Annotated in this window: 13 protein-coding genes; 5 read left to right on the top strand and 8 right to left on the bottom strand. The window is 72.8% G+C overall.

Features of this window, described 5'->3' with window-relative positions; genetic code table 11:
- Nucleotides 1-8 precede the first annotated feature (8 nt).
- Entirely contained in the window at nucleotides 9-617 is a 609-nt protein-coding gene (locus ACGFSH_RS02545) for a TetR family transcriptional regulator (RefSeq protein ID WP_393344179.1), read from the top strand.
- On the opposite strand, the gene ACGFSH_RS02550 is transcribed toward ACGFSH_RS02545, so the two are convergent.
- From ACGFSH_RS02550 to ACGFSH_RS02565, 4 genes are all read right to left on the bottom strand, one after another.
- Entirely contained in the window at nucleotides 599-1,534 is a 936-nt protein-coding gene (locus ACGFSH_RS02550; protein ID WP_393344181.1) for a hypothetical protein, read from the bottom strand. The two genes, ACGFSH_RS02545 and ACGFSH_RS02550, sit on opposite strands and share 19 nt — an antisense overlap.
- Nucleotides 1,531-2,370: a hypothetical protein gene (locus ACGFSH_RS02555; protein ID WP_393344183.1), complete on the bottom strand. Its 840-nt coding sequence runs from the start codon at nucleotides 2,368-2,370 to the stop codon at nucleotides 1,531-1,533. The genes ACGFSH_RS02550 and ACGFSH_RS02555 overlap by 4 nt, the downstream gene beginning before the upstream one ends.
- Nucleotides 2,371-2,411: 41 nt before the next feature.
- The gene (locus tag ACGFSH_RS02560) at nucleotides 2,412-3,563 is read right to left on the bottom strand and encodes a serine hydrolase domain-containing protein (RefSeq protein WP_393344185.1); all 1,152 of its coding nucleotides are present in this window, start codon (nucleotides 3,561-3,563) and stop codon (nucleotides 2,412-2,414) included.
- Between the two features lie 130 nt (nucleotides 3,564-3,693).
- Nucleotides 3,694-5,169, bottom strand: a complete 1,476-nt coding sequence (locus tag ACGFSH_RS02565) for an MFS transporter (RefSeq protein ID WP_393344187.1) — start codon at nucleotides 5,167-5,169, stop codon at nucleotides 3,694-3,696.
- Nucleotides 5,170-5,270: 101 nt separating this feature from the next.
- On the opposite strand from ACGFSH_RS02565, the gene ACGFSH_RS02570 reads away from it, so the two are divergent.
- Complete coding sequence (locus tag ACGFSH_RS02570; protein ID WP_393344189.1) at nucleotides 5,271-6,242, top strand: helix-turn-helix transcriptional regulator; 972 nt, start codon at nucleotides 5,271-5,273, stop codon at nucleotides 6,240-6,242.
- A 25-nt stretch (nucleotides 6,243-6,267) separates the two neighbouring features.
- Here the strand turns inward: ACGFSH_RS02570 and ACGFSH_RS02575 are convergent, their stop codons facing one another.
- Entirely contained in the window at nucleotides 6,268-7,713 is a 1,446-nt protein-coding gene (locus ACGFSH_RS02575; protein ID WP_393344191.1) for an MFS transporter, read from the bottom strand.
- Between the two features lie 115 nt (nucleotides 7,714-7,828).
- Between ACGFSH_RS02575 and dusB the strand changes: the two genes are divergently transcribed.
- Nucleotides 7,829-8,971, top strand: a complete 1,143-nt coding sequence (dusB, locus tag ACGFSH_RS02580; RefSeq protein ID WP_393344193.1) for a tRNA dihydrouridine synthase DusB — start codon at nucleotides 7,829-7,831, stop codon at nucleotides 8,969-8,971.
- A 59-nt stretch (nucleotides 8,972-9,030) separates the two neighbouring features.
- Here the strand turns inward: dusB and ACGFSH_RS02585 are convergent, their stop codons facing one another.
- The 3 genes from ACGFSH_RS02585 to ACGFSH_RS02595 all read right to left on the bottom strand — a co-directional run bounded on the left by ACGFSH_RS02585 (nucleotide 9,031) and on the right by ACGFSH_RS02595 (nucleotide 14,684).
- Nucleotides 9,031-11,133, bottom strand: a complete 2,103-nt coding sequence (locus ACGFSH_RS02585; RefSeq protein ID WP_393344195.1) for a CDP-alcohol phosphatidyltransferase — start codon at nucleotides 11,131-11,133, stop codon at nucleotides 9,031-9,033.
- Between the two features lie 174 nt (nucleotides 11,134-11,307).
- Nucleotides 11,308-13,257, bottom strand: a complete 1,950-nt coding sequence (locus tag ACGFSH_RS02590; protein WP_393344197.1) for a glycogen debranching N-terminal domain-containing protein — start codon at nucleotides 13,255-13,257, stop codon at nucleotides 11,308-11,310.
- Nucleotides 13,254-14,684, bottom strand: a complete 1,431-nt coding sequence (locus ACGFSH_RS02595) for a hypothetical protein (protein WP_393344199.1) — start codon at nucleotides 14,682-14,684, stop codon at nucleotides 13,254-13,256. The genes ACGFSH_RS02590 and ACGFSH_RS02595 overlap by 4 nt, the downstream gene beginning before the upstream one ends.
- Nucleotides 14,685-14,804: 120 nt before the next feature.
- Here ACGFSH_RS02595 and ACGFSH_RS02600 point away from each other — a divergent pair, with 120 nt between their 5' ends.
- Together ACGFSH_RS02600 and ppdK are read left to right on the top strand one after the other, a co-directional pair.
- Nucleotides 14,805-16,052 (top strand): ROK family protein, encoded by a 1,248-nt coding sequence (locus ACGFSH_RS02600; RefSeq protein ID WP_393344201.1) that lies wholly within the window; start codon nucleotides 14,805-14,807, stop codon nucleotides 16,050-16,052.
- 441 nt (nucleotides 16,053-16,493) lie between these two features.
- Nucleotides 16,494-19,241 carry a pyruvate, phosphate dikinase gene (gene ppdK, locus ACGFSH_RS02605; RefSeq protein WP_393344203.1) on the top strand — a complete coding sequence of 916 codons (2,748 nt, stop codon included), beginning with the start codon at nucleotides 16,494-16,496 and terminating at the stop codon, nucleotides 19,239-19,241.
- Nucleotides 19,242-19,287 lie beyond the last annotated feature (46 nt).

Below are 19,287 nucleotides of genomic sequence, written 5' to 3' on the forward strand. Positions count from 1 at the left end.
GTCTCCCCATGGCACCGCAGACCTCCGAGACCCTGACCGCCGAACGCATCCTCGAGGCGACCGAGGAGGTGCTGCGCCGGCACGGCCCGGCCAAGGCGACCGTGGTCGACGTGGCCCGCGCGCTCGGCGTCAGTCACGGCAGCGTCTACCGCCACTTCCGCACCAAGGCGGCGCTGCGGGAGGCGGTCACCAAGCGCTGGCTGGACTACACGTCGCGGACCCTGTCCGGCATCACCGCCGACGAGGGCCGCCCCCCGGAGACCCGGCTGCGGGACTGGCTCGCGGCGCTCTTCGAGGCCAAGCGGCGCAAGGCGGGCGACGACCCCGAACTGTTCGCCACGTACATGGTGCTGACCGCGGAGAGCGGCACGGCGGTCGGCGACCACCTCGCCGACCTCACCGGCCAGCTGACCTCCATCGTCGAGGCGGGCGTGGCGTCCGGGGCCTTCGCGACGGCCGACCCGGCGGCGTCCGCCCGTGCCGTCTTCCACGCCACCGGCCGTTTCCACGACCCCGGCTACTTCGAGGTCTGGGAGCGGCCGGGGGTCGAGGACGACTTCACGGCGGTCGTGGACCTGCTGCTGCGGGGACTGCGCGCTCAGTCCGCGTCCTGCTGAGCGACGAGCTGCACCCGGATGTCGTCGCCGTAGGGCAGCACGACGGTCTGGTCCCGGCCGGCCCGCCACTGCGGCGTGACCAGGAACAGCCGCCCGCCCGACGCCATGAGCAGCCGGAAGCCCCGGTAGCGGTAGAGGTAGGTCCGGCCGCCCCGCCCGTCGCCGCCGAGGCGGTTCTCGCGCACGCCGGTGGGCAGGGCGTCGAGCGGCTCCTTGGTGTCGACGACGACCTCGGGACGCTTGCCGAGCCCCTTCACGTCGCCCTCGCCCCGCCCCTTCCCGTACGCCCACGCCAGCTGCGTCGACCCCCAGAACAGCCCGAAGACGCCCAGCGCGACCGCGCACATGACGCCGTTGCGGGCCAGGCGAGAGGAGAGCAGGGGGCGTCCTCGCTGACGGCCGTAGATCCAGACGCCGTACGCCACCGCCGCCGGCCCGAAGGCCAGTGACAGCGGGGTGGTGCCGAACACCACGCTGACGTCCGAGCCCTGGACGAACATGCCGATCAGCGCCCTGCCGATCAGCAGGACGCCGACGAGGACGAAGCCGTACGCGAGGAAGGCGGCCGCCGAGGTCTCGTCCCCGGTGGCGGTGTCGCGGGAGAGGACCCACAGGGTGAGGGCGTGGATCGCGACCAGCAGCATGACACCCAGGAAGATCATCGCCGCCGGCACGAAGACGACCTCCATGCCGTCCAGCATCAGATCCTGGTTGGAGCGGCCGGTCATCTCCACGGGGACGCCGAAGTAGGCGTACCGCGCGCGGGTGGCGATGTAGCCGAAGTACAGCAGCAGCGCGGTCGCGAGGGTCGCGGGCCCGAGTGCCTCGGCGAGCCGCCGCAACCGCGCCGGAACGGCCGACGCGTCGTCGGCGGGAGGTGCGGGAGGCTCGCGTTGCGGCGACGGCTCGTCCGTCATCCCTCCTCCGAGGCGGGTGAGCTGTCATGCGGCGACTTGGGGGAAGGCGAGACCGGCGGCGGCGAAACCTCGTCGGGCGGGGAGGGGCTCTTCGGTGAGGGCGAGGTGCTGGGTGAGTTGCTTTCGTCGATGAGGACCGTGGCTTGGGGCAGGTCGGACGTCGTCCCGACGAGCCGCACCGGATCTCGTGGCGTCGGCGGCGGACCGCCCCGTTTCTTGAGAACGTCGCATGGCGTGATCTTGACGTTGTCGCACAGGAAGTCGTACTCGACCACGGCCGTGATCGTGTAGTAGTCCGGAGGGGTGTCCGGCGCGAGGACTCCGCCGGCCAGGCATCCCTGGTCCTTCGCCAGTCGCTTGCCGTTGCAGGGCGGAGCGTTGCCGCCTTCGCCGTCGTGACAGTGCGCAGCGTTGTCGGAGTGGATCGACGCCGCCGGGGACACCCGGAACGAGACGTTTTTGATGAGGGCGGTGGTGCCCGTCCCGTTGATGACCGTCAGGCAGCCGAAGCCATGAGCGTCGCCGTCCAGATGCAGGCCGTTGTAGGTGACGGATCGCTGCCCCCCTTTCCCCGGCTTACCCCCACCCGGTGTGTGGCCGTCCGCACCGTTCGACGCCTCCCCGGGGCGGGATCTTCCGCCGTCGGCCGTGACGTCCGCGTCGCCGTCCGCGTCCCCCGTGGCGTTCGACTGCTGGGCGGAGCCGGTCGTCCCGTCGCTGCTGGCGGTGCTCTGGCTGTCCGTCGTGGCCGAGCGGACCAGCCACACCGCCCCGAGGACCGCCACCAGACCGAGGAGCGACGCCATGATGCCGAGCCGGGCACGTGAAGGCTGCATATTCGGAGCGTAAAGCGGCCTTTCGCCGGTTTCCTGCCGGATTACTCCGCCTGTCCCGCCGTGCACCGCCAGAAGTCCCGCATCAGCGGGGTCGGCGTCGGGCTCGTCATCGCCGTCTGGGTGAGGAGGATGGTGACCGTGCCCGTCCGCGGGACGACGTGCGCCGTCGTGCCCGTGCCGCCGACCCAGCCGTAGCGGCCCGGGACGTTCCACGGGTCGAGCGGTTCGACGTCGACGCTGCCGCCGTAGCCCCAGCCCTGGCCCTCCAGGAACAGCGCGCCGTTCTCGCGCTGGGCCGGCGTCAGGTGGTTCGCGGTCATCCGGCTCACCGAGGCGGGCGACAGGACGCGGTGACCGTCGGCCTCGCCCCCGTGCAGCAGCATGCGGGCGAACGCCAGCCAGTCGTCGGCCGTGGACGCCAGGCCGCCGCCGCCCGACGGGAACCTCGGCACGCCGCTCCACTCGCCGTCGGGGGTGTCCGCGAGCTCCAGCCCGCCCGCGCCGTCGGGGCGGTACGCGGTGGTGAAACGGTCCCGCTTCTCCTTCGGGACCTCGAACGCCGTGTCCCGCATGCCCAGCGGCTCGAAGATCCGCTCCGCCAGGAACGCGGGGAGGGCGCGGCCCGAGGCCCGCGCGATCAGCACGCCCTGAAGATCGGACGCCGTGCCGTAAAGCCAGGCCTCGCCCGGCTGGTGCAGCAGAGGGACGCGCGCCAGGTCGGCCAGCCAGACGTCCGGCTCGGGATACGCCTGCGGGGCGCGGCCGTCCTTCTGCACCCCGAAGAGGGCCTGGACGGCGGGGAGGGAGAAGTCCGGCGGAAAGCCCCAGCCGGGGCGCGAGCTGAGCAGGTCCTCGACGGTGATCGGGCGCGCCGCCGGGACCACGTCGTCGACGTCCGCGGACGGCGTGCGGACCACCATCGGCTCCCCCAGCTCGGGCAGCCACTCGGCGACCGGCGCGTCGAGGCCGATCGTCCCCTCCTCGACCAGCGTCAGCAGCGCGGCCGCCGTGACCGGCTTGGTGATCGAGGCGATCCGGAACAGGGAGTCGCGGGTCATCGGCGCCGTGCCGTCGGCGTCCCGCGAGCCGACGCTCACCGCCTCCACCTCGTCGCCGCGGGCCACCAGGCCCACGGCTCCGGGCACGGCGCCGTCGTCGACGTATCGCTGGAGGGTCTCGCTCAGTGCGCTCATCGTCGGCCTTCCGGTGGGGCTGCTGCTTCTCGGTTCAGGGACACCGCTCACCGGTACGACCGTCCGGACGCCGGAAAGTCATCGCGGCCCGCGGCACAGGGCCGCCGCCCCCCCCGGCGCGTCCCCGCGCTCACCCCACCTTGCGGGGCAGCCGGAGGCTGAGCAGGCCGGTCAGGACCACCCCGGCCAGCTGCACGACCAGCGTGACGACGAGGGCGTCCCGCATGCCCGAGCCCGGGACCAGGGAGAGGAACAGGGTGCCGAGCGTGGCCACGCCCAGGGCGAGCGAGGCCTGCTGGGTGGTCACCATGACACCGCTGCCGACGCCCGCGCGGGCCGGCGGCACCTCGGACATCACGATCCGCATGACGACGGGCAGCTGGAGCGCCTGCCCCGCACCGGCGACCGCCGTGCCCGGCAGCAGCTCGACGAAGCCGACGTCCGGCCAGTCGGCGCGCACCGCCAGCACGATGAGCACGACGCCGATGCCCTGGAGGACCGCGCCGGAGGTCACCACGCGTGCTCCGAAGCGGGTCACCAGCCGGGGCCCGGCGAGCGAGGCGAGGAAGAACGCCAGGGCCATCGGCGCGAGGGTGAGACCGGCCTGCACCGGGCCCAGTCCCGCCCCGCCCTGCAGGGCCACGGCGATGACGAACATGAACCCGCTGAAGCCCACCGCGAGCGGACCCATGATCGTCAGCCCGCGCCGCAGCGTGGTGAGCGCGAACAGGCTCGGCGGCACCAGCGGCGTACGGCCCTGTCGGTCGGCCCGCCGCTCCACCCAGTAGAACGCGCCCGTGAGCAGCGGGAACGCGGCCAGCGACAGCCACGTCCACAGCGGCCAGCCCGCGGCCCGGCCCTCGGTGAGCGGCGCGAGCAGGGCCAGCAGCGCGGCGGCCAGGAGCACGGTGCCGGGTCCGTCCATCGGCTCCGGACGCTGCGAGCGGGTCTCCGGGACGGTGCGCACGGCCAGGAGCAGGCCGACGATCACGAACGGCACGTTGACCAGGAACACCGACCGCCAGCCGCTGCCGGCGATGTCGGCGGCGACGAGCACGCCGCCCAGGATCTGGCCCGCCACCATGGACAGTCCGGCGGTCGCTCCGTACAGGCTCATCGCCTTGGCGCGGCGCGTGCCCGCGGTGGCGGACTGGATGGTGGCCAGCACCTGCGGGACCATCGCGGCGGCCGACGCGCCCTGCGCGACGCGGGCCGCCACCAGCGTCCAGGCGTCGGGCGCGAGTCCGCAGGCCAGCGAGGTCAGGCCGAAGGCCGCCATCCCGCCCAGGAAGAGCCGCCGCCGGCCGAACAGGTCGCCGAGCCGGCCGCCGAGGACGAGGAGCACCGCGTAGGCGAGCCCGTACCCGGCCACGACGAGTTCGAGGACGGTCTCGCTCGCGGCGAGATCGCGGCCCATGGTGGGCAGGGCGACGTTGACGATGAAGAAGTCGATGAGGGGCAGCGCCGCGCCGAGCAGCACCGTGAACAGGCCCAGCGGGCCGAGGGAGTGGGCCGGCTCCGCGGCCCCGGCGCCCTGCGGGACCGGGCCCGGGGCGGAGGCGGCGGCAGCGGTGGCCGTCGTGGTGGTCGTGGTTGTCTGGGTCACGCCACCGAGCCTGCGCCGCCCGTCAGACGGGTACCAGAGTCTCCTTATCCTGGTAGAAGGAGTACCTGGCAACAGGATGCGCGAGGCGGCAGGCTGGAGGCATGACGACGATGGTCCGGCAGACGCTGCCCGCCGCGACGACCGCGACGACCGCGACGACCGCCACGAAGGCGGCGACCGCGACGGCCGGGACGACCGCGGAGGCCGCGGCGCCCGGCGGCTCCGAGATCAGGCGGCACGAACTGGCCGCGTTCCTGCGCAGCCGCCGCGAACGCATCACGCCCGAGCAGGTGGGGCTCCCGCGCGGAGCGCGCCGCCGCACGCCGGGGCTGCGCCGCGAGGAGGTCGCCCATCTCTCCGCGGTCGGCGTCACCTGGTACACCTGGCTCGAACAGTCCCGGGACATCCACGTCTCGGTGCAGGTCCTGGACGCCCTGGCCCGCACCCTGCTGCTCGACCCGAGCGAGCGGGCCCACCTCTTCCAGCTGGCCGGCGCGACCGACCCGACCCCCGCCTCGTCCTGCACCGGCGTCACCGACGCCGTACGCGAGCTGCTGGACCAGCTCGACCCGCTGCCCGCGTGCGTCCAGAACAGCCGCTACGACATCCTGGCCTACAACCGCACCTACGCCCACCTGCTGTGCGACCTCGACGCGATCCCGCCCGAGGACCGCAACTGCATAGTGCTCATCCACACCCATCCGCAGTGGCGCGAGTCGGTCGTCCACCTCGACGAGTCGATGCGCCTGATGGCCGCCAAGCTCCGCGCCTCCATGGCCGGTCACCTCACCGAGCCCGCCTGGAAGATGCTGGTCAAGCGACTTCAGACGGAGTCACCGGAGTTCCGTGAGAACTGGGAGCGCTACGAGGTCGTCGTCGGCCGCAGCAAGGTCAAGGAGTTCCGCAACCCGCACGTCGGCCTCCTCACGCTCACCCACACCGACCTGTGGCTGAGCCCGGAGCACGGGGCCCGCATGGTGACCTACGCACCGCAGGACGCGCAGACCCGCGAGCGGCTGGAGAAGCTGTACGCGCACGCGCTGAGCGCCGGCGCCGGGCCCCACGCCGGCTGACCCCCGCCCCCTTCGGCCCGGCGGCTCAGGCGCTGACGCCCGCGGCCTCCCGCACGTCCGGCGCCTCCAGGCGCTGCGCGGTCCGCTCCGCCGTCCGCCGGGCCCACGGGCCCGTCGTCAGCGCGCCGAGGACGAGGACGACCGCGCCGCAGCCGGTCAGGATCCACCAGCCGGGCACGGCCGCGGAGGCGAAGGTGTCACGGTACGACGACGCGTTCACGCCCGCCGCCAGGACCGCGCCGATCACCGCGACGCCCAGCGTCTGACCCAGCTGCCGGCTCGTGGAGGCGACCGCCGCCGCCACCCCCGCCTGGCTGCGCGGCATGCCCGACACCGCCGTGTTGGTGATCGGCGCGTTCACGAACCCGAAGCCCACCCCGAACAGCGCGTACCCGAGGAACAGCGTCGCGTCGGACGACTCGGCGTCGAACGCGGCGAACAGCACCCCGCTCGTCGTGATGGCGAGTCCGGCGATCAGCAGCGGCAGCCGCGGGCCCCGGTTGCCCACGAGCCGCCCGGACACCGGCGCGCACAGGAACGTCGGCACGGCCATCGGCAGCATCCACAGCCCGGCGTGCAGGGCGTCCAGGCCGCGCACGTTCTGCAGGTACAGGGTCGACAGGAAGAGGAAGCCGCCCAGCGCGGCGAACGCGCTGATCGCCACCACCGTCGCGCCGCTGAACGGCACCGAGCGGAAGAACCGCAGGTCGATGAGGGGTTCGTCGCGACGCGGTTCGTACCACAGCAGGCCCAGCAGGGACGCGAGCGCGACGGCGGCGAAGGGGACGCTGGTCGCCGCGCCCGCCTCCGGCGCCTCGATGATGGCGTAGGTCAGCGAGCCGAACAGCGCGATGACGAGCAGCTGTCCGACCGGGTCGGGGCGCCGCGCCTTCGGCGCGCGGGACTCGGGGACGAAGCGCAACGTCGCCAGCAGGGCCACCAGGCCGACGGGCAGGTTGAGCCAGAAGATCGAGCGCCAGCCCACGGACTCCACGAGCAGTCCGCCCAGCAGCGGGCCGGCGGCCATCGATATGCCCACGACCGCGCCCCACACCCCGATCGCCCGGGCCCGCTCGCGCGGGTCGGTGAAGGTGTTGGTGATGATCGACATGGCGACCGGGTTCAGCATCGAGCCGCCCACGGCCTGGATCATGCGGGCCGCGATCAGCAGGTTCAGGCTCGGGGCGAGGGAACAGAGCAGGGAGCCGGCCGCGAACACGACCAGGCCGGACAGGAAGACCTTCTTGCGGCCGATCCGGTCGGCGGTCGAGCCCGCGAGCATCAGCAGCGAGGCCAGGACCAGCGTGTAGGCGTCGATCGTCCACTGGAGGCCGGAGGTCGACGCGTGCAGGTCGCTCTGCATCGACGGCAGTGCGACATTGAGGACCGTGACGTCCAGGCTCACGATCAGCAGGCTCATGCAGCAGATCGCGAGGACCAGGAGGCGTCGGCGGGGGCTGAGCTCGGGCATGGGTTTCATCGTACGCCGACATCAATAGTGCGTCTAACTAATGAGTGATGCATGATCCGCCGGGGAGCGGCGGGCAGGCGGCCGGGCACCTCCGCGCATACGCGACAATGGAGCGATGCCCACGCCCGTGACCCCCTTGCAGATCGGCCCCCACACCGTCCGGCCGCCCGTCGTCCTGGCCCCCATGGCCGGGATCACGAACGCGCCCTTCCGCACCCTGTGCAGGGAGTTCAGCGGCGGCAAGGGCCTGTTCGTCAGCGAGATGATCACCACGCGGGCGCTGGTCGAGCGCAACGACAAGACCATGCAGCTGATCCGCTTCGACGCGAGCGAGGACCCGCGCTCGATCCAGCTGTACGGCGTCGACCCGGCCACCGTCGGCAAGGCCGTCCGCATGATCGCGGAGGAGGGCCTCGCCGACCACATCGACCTCAACTTCGGCTGCCCGGTCCCCAAGGTGACGCGCAAGGGCGGCGGCTCCGCCCTGCCCTACAAGCGCAACCTGCTGCGCGCCATCCTGCGCGAGGCGGTGAGCGGCGCCGGCGACCTCCCGGTGACGATGAAGATGCGCAAGGGCATCGACGACGACCACCTCACCTACCTCGACGCCGGCCGCATCGCCGTCGAGGAGGGCGTGACGTCCATCGCCCTGCACGGCCGCACCGCCGCCCAGCACTACGGCGGCACGGCCGACTGGGAGGCCATCGCCCGCCTCAAGGAACACGTCCCCGAGATCCCGGTCCTCGGCAACGGCGACATCTGGTCGGCCCAGGACGCGCTGCGGATGGTGCGCGAGACCGGCTGCGACGGCGTCGTCGTCGGCCGCGGCTGCCTCGGCCGGCCGTGGCTGTTCGCCGATCTCGTCGCCGCCTTCGAGGGCCGCCCCGACGACGTCGCACGGCCCTCCCTGCGCGAGGTCGCCGACGTCATGGTCCGCCACGCCACCCTCCTCGGCGAGTGGATCGGCGACGAGTCCAAGGGGGTCGTCGACTTCCGCAAGCACGTCGCCTGGTACCTCAAGGGCTTCGCCGTCGGCAGCGAGATGCGCAAGCGCCTCGCGATCACCTCCTCGCTCGCCGAACTCCGCGCCGGCCTCGACGAGCTGGACCTCGGCCAGCCCTGGCCCGCCGGAGCCGACGGCCCCCGCGGCCGCACCTCCGGCAACAACCGGGTCGTCCTGCCCGACGGCTGGCTGAAGGACCCCTACGACTGCGCGGGCGTCGACGAGGAAGCCGAACAGGACACCTCCGGCGGCTGACGGCACGCCCGACGGCCCTCGCCGGTGCTTGCGGGCGGGGGCCGTGAGCGCGCGGGGCGTCAGCCCTTCGACGGGTGCGGGGTCGAGCCGTACGCGGTGAGGAACCTGTCGCGGAACGAACTCATCTTCCACACCGGCGCGTCGTGCGCGGGCCTCAGACCGTCGGTCCACTTCCACGAAGAGATCCTGTCGAGCACCTTCGGGTCCTTGGCGACGATCGAGATCGGCACGTCCCGGCTCGCGTTCTCGCCGCTGACCCGGGCGATGGGCTGGTGGTCGCCGAGGAAGACCAGGACCGTGTCGTCGGTGCCGTAGCGCTCCAGCCACTCGGTGAGCGCGGTCACCGAGTACGCGATGGACTTGCCGTACTCCTCCTTGGACGCGGTGCCGTCGGCGACGACGTCGGACGCCTTCCTGCCCGCCGCCTGGACGCCCTTGAAGACCGAGCCGTCGCCGAGGTCGTCCCAGCCGACCATCTTCGGGATCGGCGCCCACGGCTGGTGGCTGGAGGTGAGGATGATCTCCGACATCAGCGGCTTGTCGCGCCCCGTGCGGCCGTGCTCCAGGCGCTGGAACGCTTCGAGGGCGTACTGGTCGGGCATCGTCGACCAGCTGAACTTCGGCCCCTGATAGCCCATCTGGAACGCGTTGTAGACCTTGTCCAGGCCGTAGAACCTCGACTCCGGCCACGCCTTCTGCACGCCCGGCATGACGCCGACGGTGTCCCACCCGCCGCTCTTGCGGAACGCCTTGGTCAGGGACAGGTGGTCGCTGGCCATCACCGTGCTGTAGCGCTGCTGGTTGTCCACCCACAGGCCCGACAAGGTGGTGGAGTGGCCGAGCCAGCTGCTGCCGCCGTAGGTCGCCGACGTCAGCCAGCCGCTCTTGGCGTGGAAGCCCGCCTTCGCCAGGGCCTGCGTCCGGGCGGCGAGGGTCGCGTCGACGCCCGGCGCCATGATCGGGTCCTCCACGGCGCTGCGGCCGTAGCTCTCGATGAACGTGAAGATCATGTCCTTGCCCCGCAGGTCCGGCACGAGCTGGGCGGGCGGCGTGGCCCCGAACGTGTCGTAGCGGGCCTCCTTGCCGAACGCGGCCTCGTCCGCGAGGGTCTGGCGCACCTGCCGGCCCTTGTTGAGCAGGGCGTCCCCGGCCCGGTAGGAGGCGACGGGCACCCCGGCGTTCTGAAGGCCCACCACCGAGCACGTCACCCACACGGTCGCCGCGAGCAGCGTCACGTGGCTCGCCCGCCGGCTGTCCAGCACCAGCAGGTTGCTCAGCCGGACCGTCGCCAGGGCCATCACCGCGAACAGGGCGACGATCAGCACGACGAGGCCGATCGCGGCCCCGACGGCCGTCGCGCGCCCGAACGAGTCCGCGACGAAGGACTGCGCGTCGTCCAGCAGCCCCCAGTCCAGGACGAGGTTGAAGTCCCGTCCCAGGTACTCCACGAAGCCCATGTCGAGCAGATCGATCACGGTCAGCGCGCCGAGGAGCACCCCGCCCAGCGCCGCGGCGACGATCCGCGGCCGCCGGGGCAGCGCCAGCAGCAGGGACGCGCCCAGGATCGCCTCGACGGGCAGCCGCGTGAACCGGTTGACCTGGAGCCCGCTGATCCGGTTCGGCAGCAGCAGCGATCCGAGCACGAGGACCAGCGACAGCACCGTCGCCGTCCACCACACCACCCGCGCGGCCCGCGGATGCCTCCCCCGCCAGGCCCGCAGATACGCGAGACGAGCCCGCAGCCCCCGGGGCGAGGGAACCCCCTCGGACTCCGGGGCGGACTCGGGCTCGGCTTCGGGGGTCTGGGTGGGTCCGGCGGCGTCGGGGGTTTCCGCCTCGGCCTCGGGGCCGGCCGCGGACGCCTCGCCGTCGGCCCGGGGCACGGGGGTCGCGTCGGCCTCATCGGGTTCAGCGGTTCCGGCGGCCGCATCGGGTTCGGCGGTACCGGCGGCCTCATCGGGTTCAGCGGTTCCGGCGGCCGCATCGGGTTGAGCGGACCCGGTGGTCCCCTCGGTCCCGGTCGTCGCCGCCGTGTCCGTCCCGGTCGCCGTGTCCGCGCCGTCCGCGGTGGGGGGCGTCCGCGCGGGTTCCGCGGTGGTCGCGGTGTCGTCCTCGGGGTCCTTCGATTCAGCCTGCTGGGATGAGCGCGTGGTGACTGGCACCCGAGGGTCCTTCCGTACGAAGCCCGGCGGTTCGGCGGATCCGATGCGGGCCGGATCCGCCACAGTTTCGTACGGCCTGCTCCCGGCCCGCGTTCAGCCCCCCGGGCCAGTGCTCGGCAAACACCGCGCAAACGTCACGCCAAACCGCCGCAGCCGGCCGGGCGGACGCAGCGGTCACGCGCCCCCGACCGCCGTGAGCAGCGCCAACGGAGCCGCCGCCGACCGGGATTCCCGGACGCAAGCGTGCGGGTACGGCACCGGCCGCCCGTGGGTGTCGCGGCCGTAACCCGCGAGGACCTCGGGGAGACGATGACCGGTCGCGGCCGCCGCGTCGATGAGCGCGCGGGCCACCGTGCGGGCCTCGTCGTGCAGCCCGTAGCGCGCGAGACCCAGCGCGATCAGCGCGTTGTCGTGCGGCCACACCGAACCCCGGTGACGGGACAGCGGGTGGTACGCGGGCTGCCCGGCCGCCAGCGTGCGCACGCCCCACCCGGAGAAGAAGTCCGCCTCCAGCAGCCGCCGGCCGACGGTCTCCCCGTACTCCTTGTCCAGCAGCCCGGACCAGAGCAGATGACCGGCGTCCGAGGCGAGCGCGTCGACCTGCCGGCCCTCGCCGTCCAGCGCGAGCGCCGGGAAGGCGCGGTCCGGCATCCAGAAGTCACGCTGGAAGCGCTCGCGCAGGTCGGCGGCGGCCTGTTCGAGCAGCGCCGCGTACTTCTCGTCCTCCCACACCGTGCGGGCCGTCCACGCCGTGCGGCGCAGCGCGTCGTACGCGTACCCCTGGGCGCCCGCCGCCATCACCGCCCCGGTCGGGCGGACGCCGTCCGCGGAGCAGACGGCGCCGGGGGAGTCCTTCCAGTTCTGGTTGGCCAGGCCGCCCCGGTCGGCCCGGTAGACCAGGTAGCCGCGCGAGGTGAGGCCGCCGTGGTCCAGCATCCAGCCGACGGCCGCCCGCGCGTGCGGCTCCAGACGGCGGGCCAGCGCAGCGTCGCCGGTCTGCTCGACGTACGCGCCCAGGACGACGAGGAACAGCGGCGTCGCGTCCACCGAACCGTAGTAGCGGCCGTACGGGACCTGCCCGAAGTGGGCGAGTTCGCCGTGCCGCACCTCGTGCACGATCTTGCCGGGCTGTGCCACCGTCCGAGGGTCCGCCCCGGTGGCCTGGGCCGCGGCCAGCGCGAGGAGCGTCGCGGCGGCCGGACGGGGACGGTAGGGCAGCGCGAACAGAGAGGCGAGGAGCGCGTCGCGCCCCAGCAGGGTCAGGAACCAGGGAGCGCCCGCCGCCGGCACGCGCAGATCCTCGCCGTCCGGGCCGGTCGCCGGCACCTGCAATGCGGCCAGGTCCGACAGACCGCGCGCACAGGCGGCCGTCAGCTCCGGCCACCCGGCGGGCAACGCCACCCCCTCCGCGAACTCGGCCTCCCGCTCCCGCAGCCGCCCGACGACCGAGGCCGGCGAGCGGGGTACCCGCAGCGTCCGCCGCTCGCCGTGCGGCCGGGCCGTCACCCGCAGGGTCAGCTCGGCCGACCCGTGCGGCTCCAGCTCCAGCCGCCACACCAGGCGGCGGGCGCCGGTGCCCGTCTCCTCGACGGCGTCCGGCGCGGGCTCGGCCGTCACCGTCGTACGGGACGTCCACTCGCCGCGCCGGTAGGCGAACTCCACGCCGTCGTCGAGGATCTCGCGGCGGCGGACGACCCCGGTCTTGGCGTAGGTGCGGTGGTCGGAGCGCAGTTCGAACTGGTCGGTGAAGTCGGCGTCGGCGGTGAGCGCGAGGCGCACCGTGGTGGGCACCGGCCGGTTGCACACGATCCGCAGCGACTCCACGAACGAGCTGTCGCCGACGGCCTGTTCCCGCAGGATCGTGCAGGACGGCGGCTCGTCGCGGCCGCCGCGCGGGACGAGCACGCAGCACGCGGTGTCCCCGTCCTCGACCGGCGAGAGCGCCTCCGGGACCGCGCCGTCGACGGTCAGCTGCCAGCGGCTGAGGTGGCGGGCGTCGCGCACGAACAGCCCCTCGGGCGACCCGCAGGCCGGCCCCGGCCCCCGTACGCCGCTGATGTCCCCGTTGTCGCCCACGGCCGCGAACGTCCCGCCGAACACGAGCAGATGATGCCGGTCCGTCATCCCAGGTCCCCTCCCTCGGTACCGCTGCCTGACATGCCCTGATGGACGAGGTCGAGCGTGAGCGCCGCCGTCCAGCCGAACCCGGTCGCGCCGCAGGCCGCTCCGGTGTACGGATCGACGTACTCCGCGAAGTCCGAGCGGCCGGCGATGTCCAGGACGGCCCGGCGCAGCGCCCCCGCCTCGGCCCGGCGGCCGTGCAGCCGCAGACCGCGCTGGAGCAGCCAGCTCGTGTTGAACCAGGCCGGGCCGCGCCAGTAGCGGTGCGGGTCGAAGGCCTCGCCGAGCAGGTCGTAGCTGGGCGCCAGCCGGGTCACGCCGCCCAGGCCGAAGTGCGGGCCGCGCAGCGTCCGCACGAGCGCGTCCACGGTTTCGCCCGGCAGACCGGGCAGCAGCAGCGGCACCAGACCGGACACCCCCCGCTCGGTCACGAGGCCCCCGCCGCGCAGGTCCCGGCAGAAGAACATGCCCCCGGCCGGGTCCCACAGGCGCTCCACGAGCGCGGCGGTGAGCCGTTCCGCACGGGCGTGACGGGCCGCGCCCGACGCGCCCAGCTCGTGCGCGATGTGCGCGAGCGCGTGCTCGGAGGCGATGAGCAGCGCGTTGAACGAGGGGTCCTCGACGGCGAACTCCCCGCGCCCGTCGGCGTATCCGCCGTCCCGATACTGCGCCGCCAGCCGTACGTACCGCCCGTAGTCCAGGTCCGTCGGCCGGTCCTCGGCCGACCCGTGGTCGAGGTCGGCGCGGCGGAAGGAGCGGGCCGGGGCGGGGGCGATCCGGGCGAGGGGGACGTCCCAGCTGGGGGCGTTGTCCATGCCCTGCTCCCACGGGTGGACGACGGACACCAGCCCGCCGCCGCCCAGGTCCCGCCGGTGCAGCAGATAGCGGTGCCAGGCGGCCAGCCGCGGATACACCCGGGCCAGGAAGCCACGCGCGCGGGACAGCACCGGGTCGGCCCGGTGCACGAGCCAGGCCGCGAGCGCGTGCACCGGTGGCTGCACGATGCCGGAGGTCTGTACGGTGCGCGGGGCGCCCGCGGTGCGCCCCGCGGTCGAGGAGCGCCAGAAGTCGGGGCTCGGGAAGTACGCGTCGAGCGGCACGGAGGGGTTGAACACGATGTGCGGCACGCGTCCGTCGCCCCACTGGGCGGCCAGCAGCGTCTCCAGCTCCGTCTGTGCCCGGTGCGGCGCGACGTGCCGCAGGCCGACGGCGATGAACGCCGAGTCCCACGACCACTGGTGCGGGTACAGCTCGCGCGAGGGGACCGTGGACGTCCCCGTCCAGTTGGCGTCCAGCACGGCGACCGCCCGGCGGCGCAGCGTCTCGGCGTGCGGAGCGTGCGGGGCATGCGGATCGTGCGGGGCGTGTGCGGCGGCCTCGGCGACGGCGACGTCCGCCGTACGGCCGCTGAGCTGGGCGGTCCGGTCCACTCGGGGCTCCCCGAAGACGACGAGGCCGCCAGGACGGGCGGCGGCTACCGTAGAGTTACGTCTATTTAACACGCAAAACTCAATATGTAATGCAAGGTTGAGAAACACAAGGGGGTGCGCATGACCGGGCGAGGTCAGGCTGCCGGCGCCGGTGATCTGCTCGAACTGGTGCGCAAGGGCCGCGCGACGACACGCGGCGCCCTCCAGCAGGCCACGGGGCTCTCCCGGGCGACCGTGGGCCAACGCCTTGACCGCCTCTTCCGGGCGGGCTGGCTGCGCGAGGGCGCGGGCGGACCGGTCGGCTCACCGCTGGGCGGACGTCCCTCGATCACCCTGGAGTTCGACGACGCCCACGCCGTCGTCCTCGCGGCGGACCTGGACACGCGGCACGCGCGCGCGGCCGTGCTGACCCTGACCGGCGAGATCCTGGCCGAGCACGGCGGCACGCTGGTCGTGGAGGACGGCCCGGACGCCGTCCTCGGCGAACTGGGCGGCTGGTTCGCCGACCTGCTGTCCGAGGCGGGCCGCCGGCCGGACGAGGTCTGCGGCATCGGCCTCGCCGTCCCCGGGCCGGTGGACAGCGAGACGGGCCGGGTCGTCCAGCCGCCGATCATGCCCGGCTGGGACGGCTACGACATAAGAGGACGCCTCGCGCGGGCCTTCAGAGAACGCACCGACACGGGTACCGGAACCGGCACGGGTACGGGAACCGGGGCGGCGGCGCGCCCGGCGGAGGTCCCCGTCCTGGTGGACAACGACGCCAACCTGATGGCGTACGGCGAACAGCGCGCCGGCTATCCCGACTGCTCCGCGTTCGTGCTGGTCAAGGTGTCCACGGGCATCGGCGCGGGCGTGGTGGTCGACGGCTCGCTCTATCGGGGCGTGGACGGCGGCGCAGGCGACATCGGGCACATCCGGGTGGGCGCGGACGCGCCGTGCCGCTGCGGCTCGCGCGGCTGCCTGGCGGCCGTCGCCAGCGGCGGGGCCGTGGCGCGCAGACTGGCGGAGTCGGGCGTCCCGGCCTCCTCCGGCTCGGACGTGCGCGACCTGCTCGCCGCCGGTCACCCCGGGGCGGCCGCGCTGGCCCGCGAGGCGGGGCGCAGCGTCGGCGACGTCCTGGCGACGGTCGTCACGCTGCTCAACCCCGGCGTCCTGATGATCGCCGGGGATCTGGCCGGAACCGCCTTCCTCACCGGCGTGCGCGAGCTGCTCTACCAGCGCGCGCTGCCCCGCTCCACCGCCCGCCTCGACGTCGTGACCTCTCGGCTGGGGGAGCGGGCGGGGCTGGTGGGGGCGGGTGCGCTGGTCGTGGAGCACCTGTACGCGCCGGAGCGGGCCGAGGAGCGGTTGCTGGCACTCGGGGTCTGAGGGACGCTCGGGGTGGATGAGGGACGCCTGGTCCGGCGGGGCCGCGGGGCGTCCGCATGGTGAACGCGGGCGGCCTGCGACAGCGTGATTCTCGCCACCTCTGAGGAGGAGCGTGCTCAGATGAGCGGTTCAAGAACGACTGCACTTCTCCAAGGAGTGGCACTCAGTGCCATGGCTTGATCGTTCATCGATCGAAATCAAAGGTGTCACGCTACGCTCATACGAGCATGAATGAGGCTCATGTGACGCTCATGGAGCGCTGATCCGTTCAACAAGTGAAAACACCGAGGGCTCCGCGCTTGCCAAGCCTTGACTTTCGATCCGCTGGCGGACGGTGGGTTACGTGCGCATGACGCGCAAGTGGACGTACCCAGGAGCCTTCGATCTGGGTATGTTCCTGGCCGTCAGGGCAGCCACCGCGTCCTCGAGGAGTCGAGACCCGTGTCGGATAACAAAGATCTCCGTGCAGCCGAACCGGCCACGAGCGTTGAGGGCGTGAAGTTCGTCTACGACTTCACCGAGGGCAACAAGGACCTCAAGGACCTCCTCGGCGGCAAGGGCGCGAACCTCGCCGAGATGACCAACCTCGGCCTCCCGGTCCCTCCCGGCTTCACCATCACCACCGAGGCCTGCAAGGTCTACCTCGACAGCGGTGAGGAGCCGGCGGCACTGCGTGACGAGGTGAGTGCGCACCTCGTCGCCCTGGAAGAGCGCATGGGCAAGAAGCTCGGCCAGCCGGACAACCCCCTCCTCGTCTCCGTCCGCTCGGGCGCGAAGTTCTCCATGCCGGGCATGATGGACACCGTCCTGAACATCGGCCTCTCCGACAAGTCGGTCCAGGGCCTGGCCGAGCAGGCCGGCGACGCCCGCTTCGCGTGGGACTCCTACCGCCGCCTCATCCAGATGTTCGGCAAGACGGTCCTCGGCGTCGACGGCGAGCTGTTCGAGGACGCGCTGGAGTCCGCCAAGGCCGCGAAGAAGGTCACGGTCGACACCGAGCTGGAGGCGGCCGACCTGAAGAAGCTGGTCACCCGCTTCAAGAAGATCGTCAAGACCGAGGCCGGCCGCGACTTCCCGCAGGACCCGCGCGAACAGATGGACCTGGCCATCAAGGCCGTCTTCGAATCCTGGAACGGCGACCGCGCGAAGCTCTACCGCCGCCAGGAGCGCATCCCCGGCGACCTCGGCACCGCCGTCAACGTCTGCTCCATGGTCTTCGGCAACCTCGGCCCCGACTCGGGCACCGGCGTCGCCTTCACCCGCGACCCCGCCTCCGGCCACCAGGGCGTCTACGGCGACTACCTCCAGAACGCCCAGGGCGAGGACGTCGTGGCGGGCATCCGCAACACGGTCCCGCTCGCGGAGCTGGAGCAGATCGACAAGAAGTCCTACGACCAGCTGATGCAGATCATGGAGACGCTGGAGAACCACTACAAGGATCTCTGCGACATCGAGTTCACCATCGAGCGCGGCCAGCTGTGGATGCTCCAGACCCGCGTCGGCAAGCGCACCGCGGGCGCGGCCTTCCGCATCGCCACCCAGCTCGTCGACCAGGGCCTCATCGACGAGACCGAGGCGCTCCAGCGCGTCACCGGAGCCCAGCTCGCCCAGCTGATGTTCCCCCGCTTCGACGAGGACGCGAAGGTCGAGAAGGTCGGCCGGGGCATCGCCGCCTCGCCCGGCGCGGCCGTCGGCAAGGCCGTCTTCGACTCCTACACCGCCGTCAAGTGGTCCCGCTCGGGCGAGAAGGTCATCCTCGTCCGCCGCGAGACCAACCCCGACGACCTCGACGGCATGATCGCCGCCGAGGGCATCCTGACCAGCCGCGGCGGCAAGACCTCCCACGCGGCGGTCGTCGCCCGCGGCATGGGCAAGACCTGCGTCTGCGGCGCGGAGGAACTCGAGGTCGACACCAAGCGCCGCCGCATGACGGTCCCCGGCGGCCACGTGGTGGAGGAGGGCGACGTCATCTCCATCGACGGCTCCTCCGGCAAGGTCTACCTGGGCGAGGTACCCGTCGTACCGTCCCCGGTCGTCGAGTACTTCGAGGGACGCATGCACGCGGGCGCCGACGACGCCGACGAACTCGTCGAGGCCGTCCACCGCATCATGGCCTTCGCCGACCGCAAGCGCCGGCTGCGCGTGCGCGCCAACGCCGACAACGCCGAGGACGCGCTGCGCGCCCGCCGCTTCGGCGCCCAGGGCATCGGCCTGTGCCGGACCGAGCACATGTTCCTCGGCGACCGCCGCGAACAGGTCGAGCGCCTGATCCTGGCGGACACGCAGGAGGAGCGCGAGGAGTCCCTCAAGCAGCTGCTCCCGCTCCAGAAGAAGGACTTCGTCGAGCTCTTCGAGGCCATGGACGGCCTCCCGGTGACGGTCCGTCTCCTCGACCCGCCGCTGCACGAGTTCCTGCCCGACATCACCGAGCTGTCGGTGCGCGTGGCGCTCGCCGAGTCCCGCCAGGAGTCCCACGAGAACGACCTGCGCCTGCTCCAGGCCGTGCACCGCCTGCACGAGCAGAACCCCATGCTCGGCCTGCGCGGTGTGCGGCTCGGCCTCGTCATCCCCGGCCTGTTCACGATGCAGGTCCGCGCCATCGCCGAGGCCGCGGCCGAGCGCCGCAACGCCAAGGGCGACCCGCGCGCCGAGATCATGATCCCGCTCGTCGGCACCGTGCAGGAGCTGGAGATCGTCCGCGAGGAGGCCGACCAGGTCATCGCCGAGGTCGAGGCGGCCACCGGCGTCGAGCTGAAGCTGGCGATCGGCACGATGATCGAACTCCCGCGGGCGGCCCTCACCGCCGGCCAGATCGCCGAGGCGGCGGAGTTCTTCTCCTTCGGCACGAACGACCTCACCCAGACGGTCTGGGGCTTCAGCCGCGACGACGTGGAAGCCTCCTTCTTCACGGCCTACCTGGAGAAGGGCATCTTCGGCGTCAGCCCCTTCGAGACCATCGACCGGGACGGCGTCGGCTCCCTCGTCAAGTCCGCGGCGGAGGCCGGCCGGGCCACCCGACCCGACCTGAAGCTCGGCGTCTGCGGCGAACACGGCGGCGACCCGGAGTCCGTGCACTTCTTCCACGAGGTGGGCCTGGACTACGTCTCCTGCTCCCCGTTCCGCATCCCGGTCGCCCGACTGGAGGCGGGCCGCGCGGCGACCCAGTCGACGGGCAGCGACCACCGCTGAGCCCCGCCCCCGCCTCCGGCCACACCTGAACCCCGGAGCCGTTACC

It is taken from the genome of Streptomyces sp. NPDC048481 (assembly GCF_043200075.1).
GTDB lineage: Bacteria > Actinomycetota > Actinomycetes > Streptomycetales > Streptomycetaceae > Streptomyces.

Bases quoted from the DNA above. Each gene is read 5' to 3' on its own strand.
- ACGFSH_RS02590 (WP_393344197.1), bottom strand. From the start codon at position 13,257: ATGACGGACCGGCATCATCTGCTCGTGTTCGGCGGGACGTTCGCGGCC.
- ACGFSH_RS02560 (WP_393344185.1), bottom strand. From the start codon at position 3,563: ATGAGCGCACTGAGCGAGACCCTCCAGCGATACGTCGACGACGGCGCC.
- ACGFSH_RS02545 (WP_393344179.1), top strand. From the start codon at position 9: ATGGCACCGCAGACCTCCGAGACCCTGACCGCCGAACGCATCCTCGAG.
- ACGFSH_RS02550 (WP_393344181.1), bottom strand. From the start codon at position 1,534: ATGACGGACGAGCCGTCGCCGCAACGCGAGCCTCCCGCACCTCCCGCC.
- ACGFSH_RS02570 (WP_393344189.1), top strand. From the start codon at position 5,271: ATGACGACGATGGTCCGGCAGACGCTGCCCGCCGCGACGACCGCGACG.
- ACGFSH_RS02600 (WP_393344201.1), top strand. From the start codon at position 14,805: ATGACCGGGCGAGGTCAGGCTGCCGGCGCCGGTGATCTGCTCGAACTG.
- ACGFSH_RS02555 (WP_393344183.1), bottom strand. From the start codon at position 2,370: ATGCAGCCTTCACGTGCCCGGCTCGGCATCATGGCGTCGCTCCTCGGT.
- ACGFSH_RS02575 (WP_393344191.1), bottom strand. From the start codon at position 7,713: ATGCCCGAGCTCAGCCCCCGCCGACGCCTCCTGGTCCTCGCGATCTGC.
- dusB (WP_393344193.1), top strand. From the start codon at position 7,829: ATGCCCACGCCCGTGACCCCCTTGCAGATCGGCCCCCACACCGTCCGG.